Raw genomic sequence first — 16,889 nt, 5'->3', positions numbered from 1 at the left:
GGTCAGCCTACGGCCCCTGCCGAGCGCGGTTCAATCTCGCGCGTCCGGCCGACGCACCGGGTGCACATCCGGGCGCGACGCGGTAGATCGGTGTCCCGGAGGTTCATCAACGCAATGGACGCGAACGTGGTGGCGGAGCTGGAGAAGGCGGGCGTGAAGGTGGAGGACCCCATGCGCCTGTTCATCCCCGTGGAGCGGGACGAACAGGGCCAGGTGAAGCCCGTGGGTGACGAGGTGCCCGTGCGCTTTGGCGACGTCACCGCCCACGTGCGCCTGCAGCCCATCTCCGCGCTGTGGACCGGGAACAAGCAGCCCCCTGACTTCACCCGGCCCCCCTTCCCGGAATACGAGCCGTTCTTCTTCCTCATCGAGGCCACCGCCGCCGGCTTCTGCCGCGACACCCGCCACGCGGAGGTGGACCAGGAGTTCTCCCAGCTCTACCGGCACCTCGCGCGCCGGCCCGACGGCCACCACAAGAACCCGCTCTTCTCCTACCTGCGCGCCGCCGCCCGCCTGTACCTGTCCCTGCGCGACGTCAGCCAGGCGGAGTTCGAGGCCGTCGCCCAGCGCCTCCACCAGTCCGCCAAGCTGCACGCGGGCCACATCGGCAGCACGAACTACTTCCAGGCCGTGCTCCGGCAGGTGCTGGGCGCATAGCGTCCGCGACCAGGACCCGCATCAGGAGGCGCTTGCCGGGTCGCTCGGCGTGCTTCCACGAAATGGAGGGGGACCCGGAAATCGGGCTCGCGGGAGTGCTACCCCATGGGTAGCTTTTCCGTTGGATGCCCTCCCACCCTGCCTCGTCCGCGAACGCCTCTCTCCAGCAAGAGCTCACCTGGGAGCACCTCCAAGAGCTGGGGGGCCCGGAGCTGCTCAAGAGGGCCCGGCGGTTCCTCGGCCGGGAGGCGGTGCAGGTGTGGCCTCCTTCCCGGGATTGCCTCCGGGGGACCGTGTCCGATGGCCTTGGGCCCCTGCTCAACGTGGCCCTCGGCGTGGATCCCGTTGCCGACGAACTGGTGCTGTCGTGCGAATGCGACGCGTACTGGAATGAAGGGGTCTGCGTGCATGCGATCGCGGTCGGACTCGCATGGCTCCGGTCCGCCGCCCCTCATGAGCAGCGGCGCGCTCCCCCGGCGCTCCCCCGGCGGCCTGCCTCCCCACGCCGCGAGAAAGACTCCGCACGGCCCTCCCTTCCCGTCGCCACCCAGGCGTGGCTCGTCGAGCACCACGTGGAGCGTGCTCGCACCGTGCCCGCGGTCGTGCTGGCGCCGTGGGTGACGGGGGCCGTCGCGCGGCGCGCGCTCCCCTTGCTGCGCAAGGCCACGGTGGTGGATGTCCTGGAGGGCGGCCCGAAGCTCCGGCGCTTGAAGGGCGGCCAGCAGGATGTGCTCGCGGAGGCCGCCTGGCGCTGGGTGCGTGACGAGGCGGAACGCGTGTCGCGCGGACGGGCCCATGAAGCCTCCGCGAAGCCCCTGCCGCCGCCCACGGACGACCGCCTCGCTCCCCTGCGGGAGGCGCTGATCCGGGCCCGCGCGCGGATCCGCGAGCAGGCCGAGCCCCGGTCGCTGTCGCCGGCCCCCACGGTCCAGCTTCAGGAGCAGCCATTGCGGCTGCTCGTGAAGGAGCCGGAACTGGCGGCGTGGCGCCCCACGCACCCTCCCGTGGGGGGCGAGGACGAAGGTCATGTCGAGCTCGATCCCCGCGCCCTGATGGAGGGCCGTCCGGGTGTGTCCTGTCCGTGTTCCCCCAGGACGGCCGAGGCTTCCTGTGTCCATGCCCTGACCGCCGTGGACGCGGCGCTGGTGTTCCTGGCGCTGCCGAAGCGGGCCTCGCGCGCCGCGAGGCTGGCGGAGCTGTTGTTCGAGGCACCGGGCCGCGAACTCCTGTCCGCGCTGGAAGTGTCCCTGCTGGGCCGGGCGGTTCGTGAGGAGGCTCCGGCGGCCGGAGACTTCGTCACCTTCCGGTTGGAGCCGGAGCCCCGGCGCGGGTGGCGGCTCCGGCCCTACCTGCACCACCCCTCGAAGAAGGGCGGTCTGACCCAGGGCCATGCCGTCTCCTGGTACGACCGCGACAAGGCGCTCCGGCTGCTCACGGATCCGGATGAACGCCAGGCCTGGTCCCTGCTCGACACGGAACAGCGGATGGCCATGAACGGCGTGTATCCGGGCAATGGCATCGCGTCGGGCGCACCGTACACGCTGATGCTCCAGGCCCTGCGGTCGCTCGCACGCAGCCGCCGGCTCCGGCTCGCCGACGTTCCGGACGTCCCCGTCCAGGTGCGGGAAGCGCCGCTGGGCTTCGCCCTGGAGCAGGAGGGACAGGCCCTGCGCCTGCGGCCGGCGGTGGATGGACGTCCCGTGGCCGCGGAGGCCATGACGCCCCCTCCGGAGGGTCCACACGCTTCCCAGCCCTGGCTGCTCGTGGAGCCCGGCGGGCCGAGCATCACGTTGGTGTCCGTTCCTCGCGGCGCGGTGCCCCTGCTCGAATCCCTGGAGCGTCACGGCGCCTATGTGTCCGCCCACCAGCGCGACGCGTTGCTGGGCCACCTCTCCGCGCTGGAGGAGGCCTTCCCGGTGACGGTGCCGCCAGCCCTGGAGCCCCGCCCCGTGGAGGCCAGCCCGGGCCTGCTGGTGCGGCTGCGCGCGGTGGAGGACTCCGCCCTGGAGGTCTCGCTCCTCGTGCGGCCCCTGCCGGAGGCTCCTCCCCAGCCCGTGGGCGAAGGCGCTCCCGTGGTCCGGGGCCAGCGCGGCAAGGAGCGCGTCAAGGTCCAACGCGACCTGGACGCGGAGCGCACGGAGGCGGACGCGCTCCTCGCACGTCTGTCATTGCCAGCCGGCATGTATCAATTCACGCGCGACACCGCCGAGGACGCGCTCCAGCTGCTGGAGGCGCTGGAGCCGCTCGCGGGCCCGGAGGTGCGCGTGGAGTGGGCGGAGCAGCCGTGGACGGTGTCCCGCCCGGAGACCTCGAACGTGCGGGTCCAGGTCCTGCGGGAGCACGACTGGTTCGGCGCGAAGGGCGGCGTGGAGCTGGACGGCGCGCGCGTGGAGCTGGCGGTCCTGCTGGAGGCCGTGCGCCGCCGCCAGCGCTACGTCCCGCTGGGCAAGGGGCGCTGGATGCGCCTGACGGAGGCGCTGCGTGAGCAACTGACCCCGCTCGCGGACGTGGCGCACCCGGGGCGCAAGGGGCTGGAGGTGAGCGCCGCGGCGGCGCCCGTGCTGGACACGCTGGAGAAGGCGGGCGCGCGCGTCCAGGCGCCCCCGGACTGGCTTCAACTGGCCAGGCGCATCCGCGCGGCCCACGCGCGCTCCGTGCGCGTGCCCCGGAGCCTGAAGGCGGAGCTGCGCGACTACCAGCGCGAAGGCTTCACCTGGCTCACGCGGCTGGCCTCGTGGGGCGCGGGCGCGTGCCTCGCGGACGACATGGGCCTGGGCAAGACGGTCCAGGCGCTGGCCCTGCTGCTGTCGCGCGCGGCGGACGGCCCCGCGCTGGTGGTGGCGCCCACGTCCCTGCGCGGCAACTGGGTGCGCGAGACCGCCCGCTTCGCGCCGTCGCTGCGCGTGCATGTCTGGCAGGACGCCGACCGGCAGTCCCTGCCGTCCGTGCTGGGGCCCAGGGACCTGCTGATCATCAGCTACGGCCTGCTGGCGCGGGACGCCGCGAAGCTCGCGGACGTGACGTTCGCCACGCTGGTGGTGGACGAGGCGCAGGCGGTGAAGAACCCGGACACGGCCAGGGCCCGCGCACTGCGTACCGTGAAGGCCGGGGCCCGCGTGGCGCTCACCGGCACGCCGGTGGAGAACCGGCTGTCCGAGCTGTGGAGCCTCTACCACCTGCTCTTCCCCGGCCTGCTGGGCGGGCGCGAGTCCTTCCATGCGCGGTTCGCCGTCCCCATCGAGCGGGACCGGAGCGCGGATGCGCGCGCGTCCCTGGCCCGGCTGGTGCGTCCCTTCCTCCTGCGCCGCACCAAGGACCAGGTGGCGCGCGAGCTGCCTCCGCGTGTGGACACGGTGGTGCCGGTCACCCTGTCGGAAGCCGAGCAGCGCCTGTACGACGACGTGCGGCTCGCGGCGCTGGCCCGGCTGGGCGAGGGAACTCCTGACGGGGCCCAGCGCTTCGAGATGCTGGCCGCGCTCACGCGTCTGCGATTGGCCGCCTGTCATCCCCGTCTGGTGGATCCGGACTCGGGGTTGTCCTCCTCCAAGCTGGAGCGCGTGCTGGAGCGGGTGGACGAGCTGCTGGCGGAAGGGGGGCGCGCGCTTGTCTTCAGCCAGTTCGTGCGCCATCTGGCCCTGGTGCGCGAAGCGCTCGATGCCCGGGGCATCGCGTTCCAGTACCTGGACGGGCGGACCCCACGGCGGAGCGGCAGGCCCGCGTGGAGGCCTTCCAGCGAGGGGCGGGCGCGCTCTTCCTCATCTCGCTCAAGGCGGGCGGCACCGGGCTCAACCTCACCGGCGCCGACCACGTCCTTCACCTGGACCCATGGTGGAACCCCGCGGTGGAGGACCAGGCCTCGGACCGGGCCCACCGCATCGGGCAGACGCGCCCCGTCACCGTGTCCCGGTTCGTGTCGGAAGGGACCATCGAGGAGGCCATCCTGGCCCTCCACGCGCAGAAGCGGGACCTGGCGGACAGCCTGCTGTCGGAGGCGGACGGGGCCGCCGCGCTGTCTCCAGAGCAACTGCTGGGCCTGCTGCGCTTTGGTGGAATCCGGGAGGATTGAGCCCACCTGGAATAGGGTGCGGTGCCGCCCGTTCCCGGGCGCCGCCGTGGTCCCTCCCCAGGAGCAAGGATGTTCCGTCCGCCGTTGTCGTGGTTCGCCTGTCTGGCCCTCCTGGGTGCGCCCCAGGCCGGGGCCCAGGCCGTCTCCGAGCCCTCCGCCGTCGCGAAGCCGGGCTCCAACATCCAGGCCCGCACGCTGAAGAACGGGCTCACCGTCATCGTCTGGCCGGACCACGACATCCCCAACGTGGCGCTCGCCAACTGGTTCCGCGTGGGCAGCCGCAACGAGCGCCCCGGCATCACCGGCCTGTCCCACTTCTTCGAGCACATGATGTTCAACGGCGCGAAGAAGTACGGCCCCGGTGAGTTCGACCGCGTCATGGAGGCCAACGGCGGCTCCAACAACGCCTTCACCTCCGAGGACGTCACCGTCTACCTGGACTGGTTCCCCGCGTCCGCGCTGCCCCTCATCCTCGACCTGGAGCAGGACCGGCTCCAGTCGCTCGCCTTCGACCCCAAGGTCATCGAGTCCGAGCGCGGCGTCGTCTACTCCGAGCGCCGCTCCGGCGTGGACAACGACAACGGCGGCGCGCTCCAGGAGCAGATGCAGGCCACCGCCTTCGTCGCGCACCCGTACCAGATTCCTGTCATCGGCTGGCCGTCCGACATCGAGTCCTGGCGGATGGAGGACCTGCAGCAGTACTTCAAGACGTACTACGCCCCCAACAACGCCACGCTCGTGCTCGCGGGCGACCTGGACCCCGCCCGCGTCTTCGAGCAGGTGGAGGCCACGCTGGGCACCATCCCTTCACAGCCCGCGCCGGAGCCCGTGCGCACGAAGGAACCCGAACAGCAGGGCGAGCGGCGCATCGTCGTGAAGAAGCTGGCCCAGTCCCCGCTGCTCCAGGTCGCCTACCACGGCCTCGCCGCCAACGACCCGGACGCGGAGACGCTGGAGCTGTTGGGCCTCATCCTCACCCACGGCGATTCGTCGCGCCTGCACCGCAAGCTCGTGGACGAGGCGCGCGTGGCCATCCGCGTCCGGGGCACCACGGCGGGTGGCTTCGACCCGTCGCTCACGTGGTTCTACGTGGACCTGCCGCCGGGCGGCGACCTGGCGAAGACCGAGGCGCTGCTCACCTCGGAGCTGGCCCGCGTGGTGAAGGACGGCGTCAGCGACGCGGAGCTGAAGAAGGCGCGCAACGTCGCCCTGGCCTCCTTCTGGCGCAAGCTGGAGACCAACAGCGGCCGCGCCCGCGAGCTGGGCAACGCCGCCACCTTCCGGGGCGACTGGAAGGCCCTGCTCGACACGCCCGCGCGCTACGAGAAGGTCACCCGCGACGGCGTGAAGGCGCTGGCCGCCCGCATCTTCAACAACGACCACCGGACCGTGGGCTGGCTCGTGCCCACCACGGCCCCCGCCGCAGCCCCGGCCAGCAAGGAGGCCGCGCGATGAGTGCTCCCATGATGTCTCCCCGTTCGCTGCGCTCCGCGCTCGCCGCGCTGCTGTTCACCTCCGCGTGCGCGACCGCGCCCGCGCCCACCCCTTCGCCCACGCCGCCTCCGGCCGAGCCGCAAGCCGCGTCCGCTCCGGCCACTCCGGCGCCCGCCGCCCCGCTGTCCACGAAGGGCGTGACGCTGCCGGAGACGACCTCCGTCACGCTGAAGAACGGCGTGCGGCTGCTGCTGGTGGAGAAGCACGAGCTGCCGCTGGTGTCCTTCAGCGCGTGGCTCCGGGGCGGCGCCGTCACCGACCCCGCGGGCAAGGAGGGCCTGGCCGCGCTCACCGCAGAGCTGCTGCAGAAGGGCGCCGGCTCCCGCAACGCCCAGCAGTTCGCGGACGCCGTGGACGGCGTGGGCGGCGAGCTGGAGGTCGTGCCCGGACGCGAGGGGCTGGTCCTCAACGGCAGCTTCCAGTCCCGCGACACCGCCCTGATGGTGGAGCTGCTGTCGGACATGCTGGTGCGTCCGCGCTTCGACGCGCAGGAGCTGGAGAAGGCCCGCGCGCTGCGCGTGTCCGAGATCGCCTCCGCCAAGGACGGCGACCCGCGCGCGCTCATCGGCGTGTACTTCAACGCCTTCCACTTCCCCGCGCACCCGTACGGCGGATCCGCCGTGGGCAGCGAGGCGTCACTGCCCGGCATCAGCCGCAATGACGTCCTGGGCTGGGCGAAGGCGAACCTGGGCGCGGACCGGCTCATCCTCTCCGTGGTGGGGGACTTCGACGCGAAGCTGCTCGCCGCGAAGCTGGAGTCCGCGCTGGGCGGATGGGCCAAGGCATCACAGCCGCTGCCCACCGTGCCCGCCACCGCGCCCACGAAGGGCCGGCACGTGCTGCTGGTGGACAAGCCGGATGCCACCCAGACGTACTTCGCCATTGGCAACACCGGCATCCGCCGCACCGACCCGGACCGCGTCGTGGCGGAGCTGGGCAACACCGTGCTGGGCGGCCGCTTCACCTCGCTGCTCAACACCGAGCTGCGCGTGAAGACCGGCCTCACCTACGGTGCGCGCTCCTCGCTGCAGTCCCACCTCCAGCCCGGCACCGTCGTCCTCACGTCCTATACCCAGACGGCTTCCACGGGCCGTGCCATCGACCTGGCACTGGATGTCCTGACGCGCTACCGCCAGGAGGGCATGGATGACGCCATGCTCGCCTCCGCCAAGGCGTACGTGCTGGGGCAGTTCCCCCCGACGCTGGAGACCGGCGAGCAGCTGGCCATGAAGCTGTCGGAGCTGGCCTTCTACGGCCTGGACGCCCGGGACGTGAACGGGTTCGCGGGGGACGTGTCCGCCGCCAGCCGCGACGGTGTGCGCACCGTGCTCCAGCGCGTCCTGCCCGCCCCGGAGGACCTGACGTTCGTCCTCATTGGCAAGGCGGAGGCCCTGCGCGACGTGGCCCGGAAGTACGGCCCCGTCACGGAGATGAAGATCTCCGACAAGCGCTTCGCCCCTCCGGCGGCGCCGGGCCGCTGAAGCCAGACGCAGGTGGGTGCAGGTCTGGAAATGCGCCCACCGGAATTACCCGCCGAAAAGTAAATATCAAGGAAGTCAGACCCTCCGCGTATAGGTGGCGGCGTCAGGTCGGGGCCGGGACCCGACAATGATTGCCGACTGCCTGTCACGAAGGGTCACCATGTTCTTGCGACGTCTGTCTTTGTTGCTCGTCCCCACCTGCGCGGCCTGGCTGGGCTGCGGGGAAGCCGCTCCTCCCTACGAGGAGGTGAACCCTCCCGAATTCACCCGGGACCCCCGCGAGGGGGCGGCGGACATCTCCAACGAGGAGATGCTGCCGGGCTGCGGTGAGGCCGACGCGGGCACGGGCCCGGTGGACGCGGGCACGTCCGTGCTGGTGACGGCGGACACGCGCTTCCACTCCAGCGCCGGGGTGACGGTCGTTCCCCAGAACATGGCTGGCCGTGACGTGGAGATCCTCATCCCCAACGGCGTGGACTTCGACCGTCGCACGGGCACGCCGGTGGCGGGAGGGTTGCGCTTCGACAACGTGCCGGACGGCGAGTACTTCCTGCGCTCGAACCGGTTCTTCTACCTGACGCGCGAGCGCCGCTTCGACCTGGGCGTCAACCGCATTGGCCGTCCGGACGCTGTCTATGTGCCCATGACGGAGACCCCCGCCCTGGCGGCGCTCTACAACCTGGCGCCCTGGCAGTACTACACGTCCACCTCCCAGCAGGGCACCGCCCTCCAGCTCATCAGCGCGGACGTGGACCTGTACAGCACGCTGTCCTACTCGATGGAGCCCGGGGAGGGCGACACGTCCTACGTCGACCCGGGCGCCTACGCGTTCATCAGCACCGGCTACGGGGCGCCCGTGCTGGACGCGTCGAAGAACGACCGCGTCTACGTGAACCAGCTCAACTCCGTCGTGGCCGGGACGCTGCCGAGCGGCGGGACCCTGGCGTACCAGACGCTGTTGCGCAGCGCGCGCCTGCCGTCGTTCTCGTTCACGCCGGACGGCACCACCGCGATGCCGCTGGCGGCCACGCTTTCGCCCGTGACCCAGACGCCCTTCTCCCTGGAGTGGCGCCTGAACGAGTTCACCCGCTGGCTCCCGGACTCGAACCCCACGGGCACGCTCAGCTCCTCCACGCTTTCGCTGGTGCCCGCGCCGTTCGGCTACCAGTCCGGCTGGGTGGGCTACCAGGGCGAGCTGTTCAACCTGTGGCTGCCGCGCGGTGAAAACGGCGTCATCGCGAGCCGGCTGGCCTACGGCAATCCCTATCCGTCCAACTGGGGCGTGGTGGGCGCCGTGACCTATTCGTTCCGGTCCGCGGCGCCTGTCTTCATGGGCAGCCGGGTCCACTATCCCAGCGGCAACATCTTCATCACCGACCGGCTGGACCACCTGGTCGCGAGCCCCATCCAGCCGCCCGTCTCTCCGCCGCGAGAGCTGCGCATCGATGGCGTGGATGCCTACGTGTCGCGCGTGGTGGGCTCCAACCAGCCGGTCATCAGCTGGCGTCCCCCCGTCCTGGGCACGCCCCGGCACTACACGGTGTCCGTCCTCCAGCTGATCAGCACCTACGCCGCCACTCCCACGCTGCGCTTCTACCTGCCCGGTGACCGGACGCAGGTCCGCCTGCCGCCGAACCTGCTGCAGCCCGGCTCGACCTACTATGTGCGCGTCGCGGCGGACACCTCGCCGTACTACGAGCCTTCTCGCGCCCCGTACGTCACCGCGGAGCTGCTGCCCGCGTTCAGCGCGGACACGTTCAGCGCCGTCTTCACCACGCCGTAGAACGCCGGAGCCCGGGGCCGTGGCGGCCCGCTACCGCGCCGTCTGGCGGTGGCGGGCCATGCACTGCTGGTAGCGGGCGTCCACCGACTTCGCGAACCACGCGGTGGTGCGGTCCCCGCTCAGCTTCACGCTCTTGAGCGTCACCTGCGGCAGCTGGGCGTAGGCGGGCGTCTCTCCCGTCTGGTTCGCGTACACGCGCTTCACGGCCAGGTACGTGTCCGTCTTCTCGAAGTCCGCCGTCTTCTCCTCCTCCACGTCCCGGCGCACCCGGCGCTCGCTCAGCTCCGGCGCGAAGCGCTGACGGAAGAGGAGCAGCGCCTTGAGGCTCTGGCTGTCCTCGCCCCGGGGCTCGCCGTCCTTGTCATACAGCTGAAGGTCGCCGTCCGTGGCCAGGGCCACGCCGGTGAGCCGGCTGACCTGGGCCTGCAGGGCCGCGTTGCGCGAGCTGTAGACACCGCCGTTGTAGTCCGCGAAGCGGTAGAGCGGCCGCTCGTACGCGGCCTCGAAGCCCAGGAGCCGTGCGGTGCCGTAGCGCACGCCGCCCGCGCGCGTGTAGAGCGACTCGCGCACGGCCACCGGATCCGCGTCCTCGCCCGCCTTCTCCACCGCGTAGCGCACGCTGACCTGCATGGAGCCCGCGGTGGTGACGGGGTTCTGTCCCGCGAACGAGGACGGCCCGAACAGCGAGCTGGCCAGGTCCGCGGCCGCGTACGCCGCCGGGTACTCGTCCTCGTAGTACGTCAGCATGTCCCGGAAGAGCCGGTCCAGGTCCCGCTCCGTGCGCAGCGTGTCCAGCCGCGCCCCGAAGCTCTTCTTCGCCCCCTTCGGCTTCGCCGCGAGCACGTCCGCCAGCAGGCGCCGTCCCAGGGGGCCCAGCCGCCCCGCCGTGCCGTCCAGCTTCTGGCGCACCAGCCTGGGCAGCCCCGGCACCGCGGGGTCCGCCTGGAAGCCGGACTCCTGTTCGATGACGGCCAGCACCTGACACACCGCCGACGCTTCCGCGGGAATGTCCTCCGCGTCCAGCGCCGCCAGCACGTCGCCCGCCCAGCCCTCGCGCTCCGCCCCCTTCACCTTCGCCGGCAGGAGCCGCGCCACCTGCGCCACCGACAACGTGGGCGGCGCGGGCACCTGGGTCACCACCGGCGCCCGTGACGCGCAGGCCGTAAGGGTCAGCAGCACCCCCACGTACAGCGCCACGCTCCGCGTCATGTGAGCCCCCTGACACACGGCGCCAGACGTCTCATGAAACATTTTTTTGAGACATCCCGGAGCCGGCTCCGTTTCCTGCGGAGAGCCCGTGAAGAATGGCAATGCCGTCGTAAAATTACATAACGGCAATTCAGGCTCTCCCGGTTTGTTCCGCAGGGCGGGTGAAAGTGACTAAACGTACTTTCTCTAAAAAGTAGTTGCTCTGATGAATTCAAGTGTGTCACGTATCACCCCGCTGTTTCTTCATGGAGGTATCGCGTTGGCTCATCGACTGTTGAAGACGATTGGCGCGGCCTGGTTGGGCGTGGCTCTGACGGCGTGCGGTACGCAGGGTTCCACGGGCGACGAGGTCCAGGCGCCTGAGCAGGAGAAGTCGGGCGAGGACATCCAGAGCACGCTGAACGCGCTGGGCGGCGCCCAGGTGCTGGGCGTGCACGCGGACGGCATCCCGGACAGCATCCGGGGCGAGCTGGGCCGGGTGGAGCGGACGCTGACGACGCTGGCCGCGAGCCGCCAGGCGGTGGCGGGTGTGGCGCCGGCGTTCCGGCTGAACCCGGACGACCTGGTGCTGCGCAAGGCGAACTTCGACGAGCAGGGCAACCAGCACCTGCGCTTCACGCAGACCAAGAACGGCCTGGAGGTCGTGGGCGGCGAGCTGGTGGTGCACGTGCGTCCGGACGGCTCCGTGTTCGGGGCGAACGGCTCCGCGCGTGACGGCCTGAACCTGTCCGCCATGCCGCGCATCGCGGGCACCTCCGCGCGCGACGCGGCGCTGAAGGCGACGGTGGGCACGGGCCTGGCGGTCCAGGGCTCTCCCCGTCTGGTGTACGTGCGCACCGAGGACGGCGCGCTGCGCCTGGCGTACGAGGTGAAGGTCACCGGCGAGACCGCCGAGATGCCGCTGCGCGACCGCGTGTACGTGAACGCGACGGACGGCTCCATCGTGCTGCGCGTTCCGGAGATCCACACCGCGCTCAACCGCAAGGTCTACAGCGCGAACAACGGCACCAGCACCCCGGGCACCCTGAAGCGCAGCGAGGGCCAGGCGGCCATCGGTGACTCCCATGTCGACACCAACTACGACATGCTGGGCTACACCTACGACTGCTACAAGACGCACTTCAACCGCGACTCGCTGAACAACGCGGGCACGGCGCTCATCAGCACGGTTCACTACAGCCGCAACTACGTGAACGCCTACTGGGACGGCACCCAGATGGTGTACGGCGACGGCGACGGCGTGAACTCCATCGAGCTGGGCAAGGACGCGGACGTCACCGTCCACGAGCTGACCCACGCGGTGACGGAGTTCGAGTCCAACCTCACGTACTCCGGCCAGTCCGGCGGCCTCAACGAGGCCATGTCCGACACCTTCGGCGCCTTCTGCGAGAGCGCGTCGAAGAACTGGAGCACCGCGGCGGACGTCTGGATGGTGGGCGAGGACGTCTGGACGCCGGGCACGGCGAACGACGCGCTCCGCTACATGGACGACCCGGCCAAGGACGGCGCGTCGCTCGACTGGGCGCCGGACTACTCCGGCCAGGACGTGCACTACACGTCCGGCATCCCGAACCTGGCGTTCGCGCTGCTCTCCAAGGGTGGCACGCACCCGCGCGGCAAGAGCACCATCGTCGTGCCGGCCATCGGCGTCCAGAAGGCCGGTCAGATCTGGTACTACGCCAACACCAACCTCTACACCGCGAGCACGACGTACGTGCAGGCCAAGGCCTGGACCATCCAGGCGGCGGCGGCGCTGGGCTACAGCCAGGCGGACCAGGACGCGGTGAAGGCGGCCTGGGAAGCGGTGGGCGTGGGCGTGACGGTTCCGCCCCCGACCTCCACCCCCATCACCAACGGCACGCCGGTGACGAACCTGTCCGGCGCCACGGGCAGCAAGAAGTACTACTCGCTGGTCGTCCCCGCGGGCGCCACGAACCTGAAGTTCACCACGGCGGGCGGCACGGGTGACGTGGACCTGTACGTGCGCTTCGGTGAGGCCCCGGACGCGTCCACCTACGACTGCCGTCCGTACGCCAGCGGCAACGCGGAGACGTGCACCATCACCAACGTCCAGGCGGGCACGTACTACGTGATGCTGAACGCCTACTCCGCCTACTCCGGCGTGACGCTGACGGGCAGCTTCACCACGGGCACCGGCGGCGGCAACGTGCTGCAGAACAACGTGCCGGTGACGGGCATCTCCGGCGCCTCCGGCTCGTTCACCAGCGAGTGGATCACCGTGGACGTGCCGGCGAACAAGAAGGTCACCATCACCACCTCCGGTGGCACGGGTGACGCGGACCTGTTCGTGAAGTTCGGCTCCTCGCCGACGACCACCGTGTACGACTGCCGTCCGTACCTGTCCGGCAACAACGAGTCGTGCGCCATCACCAAGACGACCGCGGGCAAGTACTACGTGAAGATCCGCGGCTACAGCGCCTACTCGGGCGTGACGCTCAAGGCGGTCTGGTAGTCGCATCCGCAGCCATCCCGGCTCCCTTCGCGTGAAGGGAGCGCGGGACGAAGACAGGCACCCGGGGAGCCACCATGGCTTCCCGGGTGTCGTCGTTTCAGGCATCGGAGGTGCCGCGAGGCTAGCGCCGCACCTGCACGTCGCGCGCGACGGTGCGGCCGCCCATGAGGACGAACTGCGCGCGCACCGGCGTGCCTTCCTGCAGCTCCTTGAGGGGCACGCGCTGGCCCTGGCGGAGGCCCCGGCTGCGCTGGTCCAGCTGGAGCTCGTAGACGGTGCCCTCGCCGTCGCGCACGTGCAGGGTGTTCTTTCCGACGCGCGCCACCCGGCCGCTCACCGTGCTGGACGCGATGACGACCTGCTCCAGCGGCCGGTTGGCGGAGGTGTCCGTCACCGCCGCCTGCGCCGCCTTGGCCGCGCCCTCGTACCAGGCCTCGTCGTCGCTGGCCTGCACGGCCTGGGCGCCAATCATCACCCGGCCCTCGGCGGGCGGCTGCGTCGCGGGCGTGCCCTCCGGGTTGGCCCGGGCCTGCTGCTGCTGTTGAACATTCGCGTTCGGGTTCGGTGCCGCCGTGCCCTGACGGGCCGGAGCGTTCGCGGGGGCCTGCGCCGTCGTTGCCTGCGCGGGCTCGTTCACCCGGGGGCCCGGCAGCGGCCGGGCACCCGGCGGCGGGGCCGTGTCCGCGGGCACCTGCGCGTTCGCCGTGGGCCGCGCGTCGCCTCCTGGGGACCGGGTGTTGTCCACCGTGCCCTGCGCCAGCGCGGGCGTGGCCGGCACCGTCAGCCCGCCGCTCGCGGAGTCGCGGGACTGCATCGTCGCCGGTGCCGGCGGCACCGCGTCCGCGGTGTCATGCTCCTGACAGCCGGAAGCGAGCGAGCACAGCCCCACCATCCCCAACCACATCCACCGTCCACCCATCCGCCAACCCTCCCGCAGGCGAACCTGCGGATGACCCCCTGCCGTTGCAAGCGTCCCGCCGCCGGAAGGGTGTTGGCTTCTGGATGGCGGAGGCTCAAGCGGGGAACGTGGCCGCCACGGCGCGCACGTGGTCGCGCACCCGCTGCCTCGCGGCGGCGAGCTCCTGGGCGGTCGCGGGCGTGTAGCCCAGGCAGAGCACCACGTCGTCCTCCGGTGCGGCGCGCGTGCCCAGCGCCGCGTAGTCGAGCGTGCGCGGGGTGGGCTCGCCTTCCGTGTCATGGGTGAAGCGGCCGAACACGGTGGCCTGCCCGTCGCGGCCGGGGGCCATCTCCTTGAGGGCGAAGAGGCGGCGCACGGCGGCGAGGGACTCCGGCCGCTCGCGCAGGACGTCCGGCGACGCGGGGCCTCCCAGCTCCCATTCCAGCAGCTTGAGGCAGCCGCGCACGAACTCCACGTCGGTGATGACCAGCCCGTAGAGGTACCAGTCCGCGCACGCGGCCTGGACCAGCCGCGCCTGCGCGTCCGTGAGCCAGCCGAAGGACGGACAGGTGAACGTCTCGCAGGTGGTGGCGCGGTACACGCCGCAGTCGCGCAGGTCCGTGCCGCCCGTCACCAGGGGGTGGCCCAGGCAGCCCACGCGCTGGTGCTCCGCGTCCAGGAAGCCCAGCAGGGGACACACCCGCACGATGGGGAAGAGCGCGGGGGCGCCCCGGTTCCCGGTGAGCTCTCGCGCGGCGTCGGCGTAGGCCTCGGGCGTGTGGGGCGTGCGGGACAGCCGCTCCGTCTGCGTCTCCAGCCGCCGGGTCAGCGCCGCGCGCGAGTGGTCCTTGAAGTTGTAGAGGCCGCAGCAGGCGCCGCAGGACGCGCCTCCGCCAGGCTGGCACAGGTGGAAGGAGACGGACATGTCAGAACCAGTCCGGACGCATGCGCGCGTAGGAGTCCTCGCCCGTGCGGCACAGGTGGGCGAGCAGCGGCACGCGCGGCACCTCCACCGCGAACCAGTACTGCGCGGCGGCGAGCTTGCCCTCGTAGAAGGCGGCGTCCTCCGGTGAGGGCGCGCGCTTCAGCCCCTCCTTCGCGGCGGCGGCCTGCGCGAGCCAGCGCCACGCCACGGCCACCACGCTGAAGAGCTCCAGGAAGTCCGTGCTGTGGCGGAGCATCACGTCCACTTCGCCGGCCATGCCGCGCGCGCCCAGCTCCAGGGGGAGGGACGCGGCCTGCTGGAGCGCGTCCTCCAATGCGTCGCTCCACGCGGGCTCCACCCCGGCGGCGCGGGCGCGGGCGGTGGTGGCGCGCACCTCTTCGTCCAGCGCCTGGAGCGCGGCGCCGCCCTCCGCCACCGCCTTGCGCCCGAGCAGGTCCAGGCCCTGGATGCCGGTGGTGCCCTCGTGGATGCTGTTGAGCTTCTGGTCGCGCAGCCACGCTTCGGGGAGGTACTCACTGGAGTAGCCGTAGCCGCCGTGAATCTGGAGCGCGAGCGCGTTGGCTTCGAAGCCCTTCTCCGCGGGGAACGTCTTGGCGATGGGCGTGAGCAGGTCCAGCAGCAGCTGCGCGCGCTTGCGCGTGGCCTCTTCCGGGGCGTGGTGGGAGAGGTCCGCCTGCGTGGAGGTGGTGAGCAGCAGCGCGAGGCCGCCCTCCACGATGGCCTTCTGGCGCAGCAGCATGCGGCGCACGTCCGCGTGTTCGATGATGGGGGACTGGGCGCGCGTGCTGTCGCGGATGCCGGCGGGGCGGCCCTGGGGACGCTCGCGCGCGTAGGTGAGTGATTCCTGGTAGGCGACGGCGGCGGTGGACACGCCGTTGAGGCCCACCATGATGCGCGCCTCGTTCATCATCTGGAACATGCACGCGAGCCCGCGTCCGGGCTGGCCCACGAGCCAGCCGTGACAGTCATTGGCTTCGCCGAAGTTGAGCACGAGGCTGGGCAGGCCCTTCCAGCCAATCTTGTGGATGACGCCGGCCACCTGGACGTCGTTGGGGACGAAGGTGTCGCCCTGGGGCCGTTTCGCGGGAACGGCGAAGAGGGACACGCCGCGCGTGCCGCCCTCCGCGCCCTCGATGCGGGCGAGGGTGAGGTGCACGACGTTGTCGGTGAAGTCCTGGTCGCCGCCGCTGATGAAGATCTTCGAGCCCTGGAGGCGGTACGTGCCATCCGGCGCGGGCGTGGCGCGCGTCTTCACGTCCGCGAGGCTGCTGCCGGCCTGGGGCTCGGTGAGGGCCATGGTGCCGGTCCATTCACCCCGGTACATCCGGGCCATGAACGTCTCGTGCAGGAAGGGCGTGCCGAAGACCTCCAGGAGGTGCGCGGCGCCGAGCGTGAGGCCCAGGTAACCATAGGCGCTCAGGTTGGCGGCCATGAGGTAGGCGCTGGCCACGGCGTGCACGGTGAGGGGGAGCTGCTGTCCGCCCACGCCGGGAGGGCGGGTGGCGGTGAGCAGGCCCAGTTCGACCATGCCGGCGTACAGCGAGCGCATGGCCGGGTGGACGCGCACGCGGCCGTTTTCAAAGACAGGCGGGGCGGCGTCCATGGGCCGGTAGGTGGGGGCGAGCACCTCGCGGGCGAAGCGGCGGGTGCTGTCGAGCAGGAGCGCGAAGGTGTCTCGCGAGTGGTCCTGGAAGGCAGGCAGCGCGCAGAGGGCGGCGGTGTCCAGCGCTTCATAGAGCTGGAAGTCCACGTCGCGGTCCGACAGCAGGGGGTTGGGGCGGGGCACGCTCATGCCCTGGTTCCCTACCAGGACGCGATGGGGCCGTCGAAGTCGTCGTGCGGGGGGCATTCACCGCCGGACGTGGCCGGGGCGGCGTCCGGG

General features: G+C 71.4%; 10 protein-coding genes and 1 pseudogene. 7 read left to right on the top strand and 4 right to left on the bottom strand.

Features of this window, described 5'->3' with window-relative positions; translation table 11 throughout:
- Window positions 1–114: 114 nt before the first annotated feature.
- The 6 genes and pseudogenes from D7X96_RS31040 to D7X96_RS31020 all read left to right on the top strand — a co-directional run bounded on the left by D7X96_RS31040 (window position 115) and on the right by D7X96_RS31020 (window position 9,481).
- On the top strand, window positions 115–657 hold the full coding sequence (locus D7X96_RS31040; RefSeq protein ID WP_120551272.1) for a hypothetical protein: 543 nt from the start codon (window positions 115–117) through the stop codon (window positions 655–657).
- Window positions 658–782: 125 nt separating this feature from the next.
- Window positions 783–4,112 (top strand): annotated as a pseudogene (locus D7X96_RS41660) (DEAD/DEAH box helicase); the annotation flags it as partial.
- Between the two features lie 263 nt (window positions 4,113–4,375).
- Window positions 4,376–4,723 carry a helicase-related protein gene (locus D7X96_RS41235; protein ID WP_244219788.1) on the top strand — a complete coding sequence of 116 codons (348 nt, stop codon included), beginning with the start codon at window positions 4,376–4,378 and terminating at the stop codon, window positions 4,721–4,723.
- A 69-nt stretch (window positions 4,724–4,792) separates the two neighbouring features.
- On the top strand, window positions 4,793–6,178 hold the full coding sequence (locus D7X96_RS31030) for a M16 family metallopeptidase (RefSeq protein WP_120551270.1): 1,386 nt from the start codon (window positions 4,793–4,795) through the stop codon (window positions 6,176–6,178).
- An 8-nt stretch (window positions 6,179–6,186) separates the two neighbouring features.
- Complete coding sequence (locus tag D7X96_RS31025) at window positions 6,187–7,698, top strand: M16 family metallopeptidase (protein WP_121771393.1); 1,512 nt, start codon at window positions 6,187–6,189, stop codon at window positions 7,696–7,698.
- 160 nt (window positions 7,699–7,858) lie between these two features.
- On the top strand, window positions 7,859–9,481 hold the full coding sequence (locus tag D7X96_RS31020; protein ID WP_147468438.1) for a fibronectin type III domain-containing protein: 1,623 nt from the start codon (window positions 7,859–7,861) through the stop codon (window positions 9,479–9,481).
- Window positions 9,482–9,511: 30 nt separating this feature from the next.
- Here the strand turns inward: D7X96_RS31020 and D7X96_RS31015 are convergent, their stop codons facing one another.
- Window positions 9,512–10,690 (bottom strand): DUF1615 domain-containing protein, encoded by a 1,179-nt coding sequence (locus tag D7X96_RS31015; RefSeq protein ID WP_121771391.1) that lies wholly within the window; start codon window positions 10,688–10,690, stop codon window positions 9,512–9,514.
- 259 nt (window positions 10,691–10,949) lie between these two features.
- Here D7X96_RS31015 and D7X96_RS31010 point away from each other — a divergent pair, with 259 nt between their 5' ends.
- Window positions 10,950–13,163 (top strand): M4 family metallopeptidase, encoded by a 2,214-nt coding sequence (locus D7X96_RS31010; RefSeq protein WP_120551266.1) that lies wholly within the window; start codon window positions 10,950–10,952, stop codon window positions 13,161–13,163.
- Between the two features lie 121 nt (window positions 13,164–13,284).
- Here the strand turns inward: D7X96_RS31010 and D7X96_RS31005 are convergent, their stop codons facing one another.
- From D7X96_RS31005 to D7X96_RS30995, 3 genes are all read right to left on the bottom strand, one after another.
- Window positions 13,285–14,082, bottom strand: coding sequence for a hypothetical protein (locus D7X96_RS31005; protein ID WP_244219786.1), 798 nt, complete (start codon window positions 14,080–14,082; stop codon window positions 13,285–13,287).
- A gap of 94 nt (window positions 14,083–14,176) precedes the next feature.
- Window positions 14,177–14,986 (bottom strand): hypothetical protein, encoded by an 810-nt coding sequence (locus tag D7X96_RS31000; protein ID WP_121722965.1) that lies wholly within the window; start codon window positions 14,984–14,986, stop codon window positions 14,177–14,179.
- Window position 14,987: 1 nt separating this feature from the next.
- A complete protein-coding gene (locus tag D7X96_RS30995) occupies window positions 14,988–16,799 on the bottom strand; it encodes an acyl-CoA dehydrogenase (RefSeq protein WP_121771390.1) in 1,812 nt (603 codons plus the stop codon).
- Window positions 16,800–16,889 lie beyond the last annotated feature (90 nt).

It is taken from the genome of Corallococcus interemptor (genome assembly GCF_003668875.1).
GTDB lineage: Bacteria > Myxococcota > Myxococcia > Myxococcales > Myxococcaceae > Corallococcus > Corallococcus interemptor.
This window is presented reverse-complemented; position numbering and strand designations above follow the sequence as displayed.

Coding starts and splice junctions, on each gene's coding strand:
- D7X96_RS30995 (WP_121771390.1), bottom strand. CDS start 16,799: ATGAGCGTGCCCCGCCCCAACCCCCTGCTGTCGGACCGCGACGTGGAC.
- D7X96_RS31025 (WP_121771393.1), top strand. CDS start 6,187: ATGATGTCTCCCCGTTCGCTGCGCTCCGCGCTCGCCGCGCTGCTGTTC.
- D7X96_RS31040 (WP_120551272.1), top strand. CDS start 115: ATGGACGCGAACGTGGTGGCGGAGCTGGAGAAGGCGGGCGTGAAGGTG.
- D7X96_RS31020 (WP_147468438.1), top strand. CDS start 7,859: ATGTTCTTGCGACGTCTGTCTTTGTTGCTCGTCCCCACCTGCGCGGCC.
- D7X96_RS31030 (WP_120551270.1), top strand. CDS start 4,793: ATGTTCCGTCCGCCGTTGTCGTGGTTCGCCTGTCTGGCCCTCCTGGGT.
- D7X96_RS31015 (WP_121771391.1), bottom strand. CDS start 10,690: ATGACGCGGAGCGTGGCGCTGTACGTGGGGGTGCTGCTGACCCTTACG.
- D7X96_RS31000 (WP_121722965.1), bottom strand. CDS start 14,986: ATGTCCGTCTCCTTCCACCTGTGCCAGCCTGGCGGAGGCGCGTCCTGC.
- D7X96_RS31005 (WP_244219786.1), bottom strand. CDS start 14,082: ATGGGTGGACGGTGGATGTGGTTGGGGATGGTGGGGCTGTGCTCGCTC.